The following is a 9,614-nucleotide window of genomic DNA, read 5'->3' on the forward strand; positions in this document are numbered from 1 at the left end:
CGGCGTCGTCCCTGGCGGCAGTCTTGATCCGCGCCAGCAAGGGTGCTCGCGCAGACGGGAGAACACCATGAGTATTCGAGGGAGCGGTCACGTGCCTGCCGGGGAGGCACGGCGCGGCAAGCGGCGGATCGGCCCGGTCCTGGCGCCGCTCGTGGCGTTGGGCGTGCTGCTGGGGCTGCTGGCCAGCCCGGCGCAGGCGATCACCGGCGGCAAGGCCGACGGGGACGGTCATCCCTACGTCGCGCTGCTGCTGGCGCCTGGGCAGACGTTCTGCAGCGGGGCGCTGATCTCCGAGCGCACGATCCTGACCGCTGGTCACTGCACCGACGGCTGGGACGAGCTGGAGGTGGAGGAGATCCTGGTCAGCTTCGACCCGCAGGCGGAGGTCGACGCGGAGTGGCAGCCGGTCGACCCGACCGACTGGCACTCGGCGAGCGAGTGGGTGACGCACCCGGACTACGTCTCGGCGGAGTGGCCCTTCACGTGGGACTACGGCCTGCTCTACCTCGACGAGGCCGTCGACATCGAGCCGGCACAGCTGGCCGAGGCGGGCGCGCTCGACCCGATCGTCGCCAGCAAGGGCCAGGTGAAGCAGCGGTTCACCGACGTCGGCTACGGCATCCAGGGCGCCGAGGTCGGTAACGGTCCGCCGCGGCGCGCGATCACCTGGCAGCGCAAGTACGCCATCCAGCGCTACGCGCCGGGTGAGGGCTCGACGTCGGGGCTGTTCCACGAGACCTGGTTCATCGTCAACAACGTGCCGTCGCCGGTCCACGGCGGCGCCTGCGGCGGTGACTCGGGCTCGCCGGTGCTGTTCAGCAACACCGACACCATCGTCGCGGTTCACACCGGCGGCTACAGCATGGGCTACGACAACGTGCTGTGCGGTCGGATGACCAGCCTGAACCACCGGATCGACCTCCCGGAGGTCAGGGACTGGATCATCGCGAACACGGTCTGACGCGGTCACAGCTGCGCCCCGTCCCCTTCAGCGGGGGACGGGGCGCAGCGCTGTGAGGGTGCCGGCTGTCGACCGGGTGCAGGGTGGCGAACCCGCCGCCGGCTACTCGCGGGGCACGTCTCCGCGCCACCCGCCGGTCTCGACGCCACGGGACTCGATGAACTCCTTGAACCGCGCGATGTCGCCCTTGACCCGGCGGTCGTCGGCGCCCAGGGCGGCGGCGGCCTTCTCCTTCAGGCCCTCCGGCTGCCAGTCCATCTGCAGCGTCACCCTGGTCGTGGTCTCGTCGAGCTTGTGGAACGTCACGACGCCAGCCTGCTGCGTGTCACCGGTGGTCGTCTTCCAGGCGATGCGCTCCTCGGGGTGCTGCTCGGTGATCTCGGTGTCGAACTCGCGCTCGGTCCCACCGATGCTGACCCGCCAGTGGTTGTGCGTGTCGTCGATCTGGGTGACCGACTCCACGCCCTCCATGAACGCCGGGAAGGACTCGAACTGGGTCCACTGGTCGTACGCGGTGCGGATCGGCACGTTGACGTCCACGGACTCTGTCACCTGGCTCATGTGCCACCTCCTGTGTGGGCTGCCTGTGTCCCACCAGGCAAACACGATCGTGCCCGGGCTGCGCGTCAGCTTCGCGTCCCGCCGCGTCGACTCCTCCCGCTGAGCCAGGGGGCCCGGCCGACCCCTACCCGATGTTATTTCTGACCATGCCTTGAGTCATACTGTGTGGGCGCTCATCGTCGTGCGCCCCCCATCACCAGCCGCCCGGCCCATGCGCGGGCGCCTCGGCACGACCCCTGAAGGACTCACCATGGCAGCACGTACTCTTGGCACGCTCGTCGGAACGCTCGCACTGGTCGGACTCGCCGCGTGCGGGTCCGGTGACAGCGGTAGCGGCGGCACGGGCGACTCCGGGGCAGCCCCGAAGATCGGGGTGTTCCTGCCGTTGACGGGGGAGAACGCCGAGAACGGTCAGCAGATCAACGACGCGATCGAGCTGCGGGTGCAGCAGGTCAACGAGGGCGGCGGGATCGACGGCGAGGAGATCGAGCTCGTGGTCCGCGATGACCGCGGGGAGCCGCGTACCGCGACCAACATCGCCCGGGAGTTCGCGGAGGACGACGACATCATCGCCGTGCTGGGCAGCTTCACCAGCACCGCATCGATGGCCGCGGCCCCCATCCTGGACACCGCCGGCATCCCCCACCTGAGCCCCACGTCCAGCCACCCAGAGTTCACCACGATGGGCGATGCCATCTTCCGGGGCACGCCCACCCAGAACCTGGAGGCCACCGGCATCGCAGCACACCTCTTCGAGAACCTCGGCCACTCCTCGACGGCCGTGATCTACCGGCAGGACGACTGGGGGAACTCGGCCGCGGACGCGTTCGCCGAGGGGGCCGAGGCCAGCGGCGGCGAGGTGGTGGCCAGCGAGGCCGTCGCGCCGGAGTCCCGCGACTTCCGCACCCTCATCTCGTCGCTGCGCGGGACCGACGCCGACAGCCTCTACCTCGCGCTGCACTACTCGGACGCGGCCGTCCTGGCCGAGCAGCTCGCGGCCTCCGGCTGGGACCCCACCGTGATCACCGCCACCTCGCTCTACACGGCGGAGCTGATCAACCTCGGGCAGGACGCGGTGAATGACTGGATCGTGCCGGCGTTCTTCTACGCCGAGAGCAAGGACGAGCACGTCCAGGAGTTCGTCGCCGCGTTCGAGGAGGCCCACGGCGAGAAGCCGGATGCCTTCGGCGCGGTCGGCTACGACACCATGTCGGTGGTCGTGGAGGCCCTCGGCTCGGTCGAGGAGTACGGGACGCAGGGCCGGGAGCCGCTGGGCCAGGCCATCTACGACGTCGAGGTGGACGGCGTGACCGGCACGATGCAGTTCGACGAGCAGGGTGACGTGGAGAAGACCATCACCTGGCTGGCCATCGAGGACGGCCAGTTCGTGCCCGCCGCCGAGTGAGCGACAGCTCCTACTGACCCATGGCTGAGTTCCTCGCCCAGCTCGTCAACGGCCTCGCCATCGGCGCGGTCTACGCGGTCGTCGCGCTGGGGTTCGTGCTGGTCTTCGGGGTCGCGAAGGTCGTGAACTTCGCCCAGGGCTCCCAGGTCATGCTGGGGGCCTACCTGGTGTGGGTCGCCAGCGGGTGGGGGCTGCCCCTCCCGCTGGCGTTCCTGGTCGCGGTGGCCGGCTCGGTGCTCCTCGCGGTGCTCATCGAGCTCATCTGTGTGGAGTGGCTCGGTGAGAGCGCGGAGATCGCCCCGCTGCTGAGCACCCTGGCGATCGCGTTCATCATCGACCAGACCGTTCGGCTGGTGTGGAGCGCCAACCCGCAGCGGTTCCCGAACCCGTTCGCCGGGGCGAACCTCCGGATCGGTCCGCTCTATGTCGGCCTGACCGACATCATCATCATCGCCACCGCCGTCGTCTTCGTGGCCCTGCTGACCGTGCTGCTGAAGGCCACCTGGGTGGGTCGCAGCGTCCGCGCTGCTGCCCAGGACCCGGTGGCCGCCCAGCAGATGGGGGTGCGGACCGGCCCCGCCAAGGTGACCGTCTTCGCCCTCTCCGGCGTCTTGGGTGCCCTGGGCGGGGTGCTGGTCGGCATGTATTTCCAGCAGATCGATCCCACGATGGGGCTGCCGTTCGGGCTCAAGGGCTTCGCTGCGGCCATGGTCGGTGGCGTGGTGAGCATGGCAGGTGCCGTGCTCGGTGGCCTGCTCATCGGGGTGGCGGAGTCGTTGGCGGGCGGCTACATCGGCAGCGAGTACCGGGACCTGGTCGCGTTCGTGATGCTGCTGCTGGTCCTCGTCCTCCGACCGCAAGGGCTGCTCGGGTCCCGGGCGCTCACCGGGCTGGGCGGGTCCAGGGGCGCGGGGGCGATCCCCACGACCTCACCGCTCGCCGATGCCTCCGGCTTCCCGGTCACCGTCATGGGGACGCGCCGCATCCCGGTGTGGTGGGTGGCGCTCGGGACCGTCCTGCTCGGCGTGCTCGCGACCACGGTTGCCGGCAGCTACTGGTCCGGGGTGCTGGCCCAGGGAGCCATCTTCGCCACGGCCGCTCTCGGACTCATGGTGCTGACGGGCATGACCGGCTACGTGTCGGTCGGTCACGGCGCCCTGATGGGTATCGGCGCGTACTGGACGGCGCGTGTGGTGACCGCACTCGACCTGCCGTTCGAGCTGGTGCTCCTCTCGGTGGTCCTGGTGTCCCTGGTCGCCGGGGTGCTCTTCGCCTACCCGGTCCTGGGACTGTCGGGCCACACCATCGCGCTGGCCACCCTCGCCCTGGGGCAGATCGGGTACCTGCTCTTCCTGAACCTCATCGAGGTGACCCGCGGCCCGATGGGGATCGGAGGGATCGCGCCGCCGCGGTTCGCCCTGCTCGGTGGCGCGACCGACTTCTCCGTCGCGTGGATGACCGGCGTCTGCTTCGTGGTGCTGCTGCTGGGGCTCGGCCTGGTGGCCGCGGTCACCCGCGGGCAGGTGAGCGTCAACCTGCGCGCCATCCGCGAGGACCGGCTCGCCGCCGAGGCGTTCGGGGTCCACGTCCGGCCCTACCTGACGATCGCATTCGCGCTGAGCAGCGTGCTCGCCGGGCTCGCCGGGATGATGTTCGCCTACCAGCAGTCCTACGTGTCCCCCGACTCGTTCCTGATCCTGGTGTCGTTCCTGCTGCTGACGATGATCCTGGCCGGTGGGATCGTGTCGCCGGCCGGCGCGGTCGTCGGCGCGTTCGTGCTGGTGGCGCTGCCAGAGCTGCTGCGCGAGCAGACCGAGCTGCGGGAGATCCTCTACGGGGTGGTGCTGATCCTGATCATCCGGTTCATGCCCTCGGGTATCACCTCGCTGGGGCGGCGACGCGCCAGCAGCGGTGACCAGGGCCCCGACGGGAAGGCCGCGGCGGCTGAGCCGGCCGCCACCGAGCCGGTGCCAGGAGGTGCGCGGCAGTGATCCGGGTGGAGCGACTGCGCAAGGCCTACGGTGGCGTGACCGCCTGTGCCGACCTGACCGTCTCGATCGAGCCTGGCACCTCGACGGCGGTGATCGGCCCCAACGGGGCGGGGAAGTCGACGCTGGTGCAGCTGCTCTCCGGGGTGGTGCGTCCCGACGCCGGAGAGGTGTACCTGGCCGAACGGCGCATCACCGGCCTGGGGCCGGCTCATCGCAGTGCCCTGGGACTGACCCGCACCTTCCAGACGTCCCGGGTCTTCCCGGGCCTGACGGTGCTGGAGAGCGTGATGGTGGGCGCCTACCACGGTGTCCGGTACGAGGACCGGCCCTTCGGCACCGTCGGCACGCTGGGGGACGCCGCAGCCTCGCTGCTCGGCCTGCCGGCCTGGCGGCGTCGCCGCGACGAGGCTCGTGAGCGGGCGCTGGCGGAGATGGGCCGGTTCGGCGACCGGCTGGTGCCGCGGCAGGACGACTACGCCTACACCCTCTCCTACGCCAACCGTCGACGGGTGGAGATCGCCCGGGCGCTGGCCGCCCGTCCCAAGGTGCTGGTGCTCGACGAGCCGACCGCGGGCATGAACCCCACCGAGACCGAGGAGCTGGCTCGGCTGCTGGCGGACGTGCGTGCCGAGCGCCCCGAGCTGACCACGGTCTTCGTCGAGCACAAGATGAACGTGGTGCGCCGGCTCAGCCAGCGGGTGCTCGTCATGGATGAGGGAGCCCTCATCGCTGACGACACCCCGCAGCAGGCGCTCTCGGACCCTCGGGTGATCGAGGCCTACCTGGGCGCCTCCGCCGTTGCCAAGGCCGGGACCGAGATGCCGTCCGGTGAGCGCCGGCAGCCCGACCGTGGACCTGACCAAGGAGGCCCCGATGCTGCTGGCGCTTGAGCGGGTCGACGTCTTCTACGGGCCGGTGCACGCGCTGCACCAGGTCAGCGCCGAGGTCGACCGCGGGGAGGTCGTCGCCGTGCTGGGCGGCAACGCCTCCGGCAAGTCGACCACCATCAAGACCGCGCTGCAGCTGGTCAAGCCCACGCGGGGCCGGGTGCTGCTGGACGGCGAGGACCTCGCCCCGGTGAGCACCCCGGAGCTCGTCGCCAGGGGCGTGGCCTCCATCCCGGAGTCGCGGCGGCTCTTCCCCGAGATGACCGTGGCCGAGAACGTGCTGATGGGGCTGTACTCGCAGCGACGCGGGCTGTCACGCAGGGAGCTGACCAGCCGGCTCGAGGAGGCGACCACCGACTTCCCCCGGGTGCGGGAGCGGTTCCCGCAGCTGGCCGGGACCCTCTCGGGTGGGGAGCAGCAGATGGTCGCGATGGCCCGGGCGCTGATCCAGCGGCCGCAGATCATCCTCATCGACGAGCCGTCGATGGGGCTGTCGCCGGCGTACGTGGACGTGGTCTACGACCTGTTGACCAGGTGGAAGGAGAGAGGAACGACGATGATGATCGTGGAGCAGAGCGCCCACCGGTCGCTGCAGCTGGCCGACCGCGCCTACGTGCTGCGCAACGGCGAGGTGGTGCTGGCCGGAACCGCGGCCGAGCTGCGCAGCAACGACGAGGTCACCTCGGCGTACCTGGGCGGGGGTGTGATGTGAGCGCCGGGATGACGGGCCGCGAGCGGTTCCGCGCGGCCGCCGCCCGGCAGGAGGTGGACCAGCGTCCGGTGGGCTGCTGGATCCACTTCGGCAGCGCGCTGTGGCCCGCCGAGATCTCGGCCGCGGCGCACCTGCGCTTCGCCGAGGAGTACGGCTTCGACTACATCAAGGTCATGAACGACTACCGATTCCCGACCGAGGGCGGCCTGCAGGAGGCACGGGAACCGGAGGAGCTGCGTCGTGTCGGCGGACCCGGGCTCGAGTACGACAACCGCGCCCGGCAGGTGGAGGTGCTGCGCCGAGTGCGGGAGGCAGCTCCGGAGCGGGCCGTCCTGGACACCGTGTTCTCCCCCTTCCAGACGGTGGTGCGCACGCTGGGCCGCAGCGCAGTCCCGCTGCTGCAGGCCCGGCCCGAGATCGCCCACGAGGTGATCGGTGCCGTGGCCGACCGGCTCGTCGAGCATCTCGAGGTGACGGCGGACCACGTCGACGCGCTGTTCTTCTCGGTCAACGGCTCCAGCCGCGACGAGCACGGTTTCGGGCTCTCGCCGGAGGAGTTCCGGGACTGGGTGGCGCCCTACGACCGCCGGGTGCTCGAGGCCGCCGCGGACCGGGTGCGGGTGGCCCACATCCACGGCTACGACCTCGACGCGGCACTGACCCAGGACTACCCGTTCGAGGTGCTCAGCTGGTCACACAACCAGACGGTGCCACCGGTGGAGGACCTGGCCACCACCGGGCCGGTCCCCATGGGTGGACTGGACGAGGTGGCGTCGCTCTACTGGCCGCCGAGCGCCGCCAGGGAGAACGTGCTCGACACCCGGCGGCGTAGCGCCGATGCGCTCATCGTTGCGCCGGGCTGCACCGTCCACTCCGACACCCCACCCAGCGTCATCGCGGCGCTGGTGGCGGCCGCCCGGGAGCCGCTGGGCTGACCTGGTCGGGCGGCGGAGGAGGAAGCGCGGCCGCACCGCTGCAGGGTCAGGACACCGGCCGGCGCCCCGTCCACCAGGTGGGGATCGGGGCGCCGGCCGGGGTCGCGCCTGGCGGTCAGCCCGGCAGCCTCACAGGAACTGGCCGATCCACGCCAGGTCGTCGGGCTGGTCGACCCGGTAGACCCCGCCCACGCCTCCGCAGGCGGAGTTCGTCACGAACGAGTTGACGCCGACCACGGTGTTGCTGTCCCGCAGCAGCACCGGGCCGCCGGAGTCGCCGAAGCAAGTGCCACCGGTGCCGTTGTTGGAGACCACGATGTAGTCGCCGGCGCCCCGGTTGCCGAGTGCCCTGTCGTCGTTGATGAGCCACACGTCGGCCTTCAGCCGCAGCCGCAGGTCGGCGCTCTTGCCGGTCTGCGCCGGCCAGGCGCCCTGGACGCCGTAGCCGGCCGCCTCCAGCGCCAGCGGCCTACCCGGGCGGGCGACGGCCTCGTCCAGCAGCCCCGGCTCGGGCAGCTCGGCGTACTCGTCCAGGGGATAGCCGTCCCCGTCGAGCTCCACGACACCCACGTCGTGGAGGAAGAAGGCGTCGTCGCTGTAGTCGGGATGGGTGTACGGGGTGCCGGTCGCGTCGGCGTCAGGGAAGTTCGGGTAGCCGGCGGCCTCGGCGTCGGTCAGGTCCTCGTCGAACCAGATGGCCACGGCGTCGGCGCCGGAGGTGCAGTGCCCGGCGGTGAGGTAGGTCGTCGCATCGAGCAGCGAGCCCGAGCAGCGCCAGCCGGGCTGCAGCTCGCCCTGCTCGTCCTCGACGTAGGCGACCATGAGGCCGACGTAGGGGTGCTCTCCCTCGTCCGGTTGCCCGTTGCGGATGGCCGAGGCCGGACTGGCGGTGGCCACCAGCGCGGCGGCGGCAAGGGTGGCGGTGACGGTGCGGGTGCGCATGGTTCCCTCCTCAGGTGGATCCGGATACCGAGACGATACGTCCGGAATGTGGCCCACGCCACACTGTGGTCAGGGAGCGGCGGCAAAGCGACGTCCCGCCAGCAGGCATGATCGACCGCGTGAGCGAGGTGTATCTCGGACTCGACCTGGGCACCAGCGGACTCAAGGCGGCGCTGTGGTCAGCCGAGGGCGAGCTGGTCGCCGAGGCCGAGGCCGGCTACGCGGTCGACCGCCCCCGGCACGGATGGGCGCAGAGCGACGCCGCCGCGTGGGCGGGCGCGCTGCAGCAGGTGGTCGGCGTGCTCGTCCCGGCGCTGCGCGAGCACGCCGTGCAGGCGGTGGGTGTGGCCGGGCAGATGCACGGCCTGGTGCTCACCGACGACCGCGGGCAGGCGCTCGCCCCGGCGCTGCTGTGGTGCGACCACCGCGCCGCCCAGCAACTGGGCCGGTGGCGGGAGCTGCCGACGCAGCAGCGGTCCGCGCTGGCCAACCCCCTCGTGGCCGGCATGACCGGCCCGCTCCTCGCCTGGGCCGGTGAGCACCAGCCGGACCTGGTCGCCCGGGCGACGCGCGCGCTGCTGCCCAAGGACGTGGTGCGCTCGCTGCTGGTGCCCTCCCCGGTGACCGACCGCAGCGACGCCTCGGCGACCCTGCTGTGGGACGTCCCCGGGGACGACTGGGCCTACGGCCTGCTGGAGCGGTCGGGGTCCCGGCGCGGCTGCTGCCCGAGGTGCGGCTGCCCCACGAGGTCGTGGGGCACACCGACCTGCTGCACGAGCTGGCCGCCACCGAGCGTGCCGTCCCCGTCGTGGCCGGGGCCGCCGACGCGCCGGCGGCAGCGCTGGGCAACGGCGGCGGCGCCGCGCTCCAGCTCAACGTGGGCTCCGGCGCCCAGGCGATCGCCGGCACGGACCGTCCCTGGGCGGATGCTGACCCGGCGGTGCACCTCTACGCGGACACCGGCTCGGCGTGGTACGTCATGGCGGCCCTGCAGAACGCCGGGCTCGCCCTGGACTGGGCGGCCGGCGTGCTGGGGATGAGCTGGGCCGAGCTGTTCGCGGCGACGGCTGCGGGGGCGCCCGGTGCCGGGGGCGTCATCTTCCTGCCGTTCCTGGAGGGCGAGCGCGGCGCCATCGCCGCTGCCGAGGCGCGAGCCCGGTGTTCGACCGGACGCTGCCGCTGGCGGAGGCGCCCGAGGCCTACCGCGCGATGGACGAGCG

At 71.7% G+C, this 9,614-nt stretch carries 8 protein-coding genes and 2 pseudogenes; 8 read left to right on the forward strand and 2 right to left on the reverse strand.

The window, feature by feature from the left end; all coding sequences use genetic code 11:
* Window positions 1-67: 67 nt before the first annotated feature.
* Window positions 68-961: a trypsin-like serine protease gene (locus tag GFJ45_RS02455; RefSeq protein ID WP_153393775.1), complete on the forward strand. Its 894-nt coding sequence runs from the start codon at window positions 68-70 to the stop codon at window positions 959-961.
* Window positions 962-1,063: 102 nt separating this feature from the next.
* Here the strand turns inward: GFJ45_RS02455 and GFJ45_RS02460 are convergent, their stop codons facing one another.
* Window positions 1,064-1,522 carry an SRPBCC family protein gene (locus GFJ45_RS02460; RefSeq protein WP_153393777.1) on the reverse strand — a complete coding sequence of 153 codons (459 nt, stop codon included), beginning with the start codon at window positions 1,520-1,522 and terminating at the stop codon, window positions 1,064-1,066.
* A gap of 250 nt (window positions 1,523-1,772) precedes the next feature.
* Here GFJ45_RS02460 and GFJ45_RS02465 point away from each other — a divergent pair, with 250 nt between their 5' ends.
* Genes GFJ45_RS02465 through GFJ45_RS02485 form a run of 5 tightly spaced genes read left to right on the forward strand, consistent with a single transcriptional unit; the run spans window position 1,773 to window position 7,452 of the window.
* Window positions 1,773-2,927, forward strand: a complete 1,155-nt coding sequence (locus GFJ45_RS02465) for an ABC transporter substrate-binding protein (protein WP_194288470.1) — start codon at window positions 1,773-1,775, stop codon at window positions 2,925-2,927.
* A gap of 20 nt (window positions 2,928-2,947) precedes the next feature.
* A complete protein-coding gene (locus GFJ45_RS02470) occupies window positions 2,948-4,918 on the forward strand; it encodes an ABC transporter permease (RefSeq protein ID WP_153393781.1) in 1,971 nt (656 codons plus the stop codon).
* Window positions 4,915-5,808: an ABC transporter ATP-binding protein gene (locus GFJ45_RS02475; RefSeq protein ID WP_153393783.1), complete on the forward strand. Its 894-nt coding sequence runs from the start codon at window positions 4,915-4,917 to the stop codon at window positions 5,806-5,808. Before GFJ45_RS02470 ends, GFJ45_RS02475 begins: the two co-directional genes overlap by 4 nt.
* On the forward strand, window positions 5,792-6,517 hold the full coding sequence (locus GFJ45_RS02480; RefSeq protein WP_194288471.1) for an ABC transporter ATP-binding protein: 726 nt from the start codon (window positions 5,792-5,794) through the stop codon (window positions 6,515-6,517). The genes GFJ45_RS02475 and GFJ45_RS02480 overlap by 17 nt, the downstream gene beginning before the upstream one ends.
* Window positions 6,514-7,452, forward strand: coding sequence for a uroporphyrinogen decarboxylase family protein (locus GFJ45_RS02485; RefSeq protein ID WP_228386378.1), 939 nt, complete (start codon window positions 6,514-6,516; stop codon window positions 7,450-7,452). Before GFJ45_RS02480 ends, GFJ45_RS02485 begins: the two co-directional genes overlap by 4 nt.
* Window positions 7,453-7,581: 129 nt before the next feature.
* Here GFJ45_RS02485 and GFJ45_RS02490 read toward each other — a convergent pair whose 3' ends face one another.
* Window positions 7,582-8,394: a S1 family peptidase gene (locus GFJ45_RS02490; RefSeq protein ID WP_228386380.1), complete on the reverse strand. Its 813-nt coding sequence runs from the start codon at window positions 8,392-8,394 to the stop codon at window positions 7,582-7,584.
* Window positions 8,395-8,501: 107 nt separating this feature from the next.
* Here GFJ45_RS02490 and GFJ45_RS17035 point away from each other — a divergent pair.
* A pseudogene (locus GFJ45_RS17035) lies at window positions 8,502-9,041 on the forward strand (FGGY family carbohydrate kinase); the annotation flags it as partial.
* Between the two features lie 83 nt (window positions 9,042-9,124).
* A pseudogene (locus tag GFJ45_RS16650) lies at window positions 9,125-9,614 on the forward strand (hypothetical protein); the annotation flags it as partial.

Origin of the sequence: Ornithinicoccus halotolerans (assembly GCF_009602535.1) — a bacterium.
In the GTDB taxonomy this organism is placed as follows: Bacteria; Actinomycetota; Actinomycetes; order Actinomycetales; family Dermatophilaceae; genus Ornithinicoccus; species Ornithinicoccus halotolerans.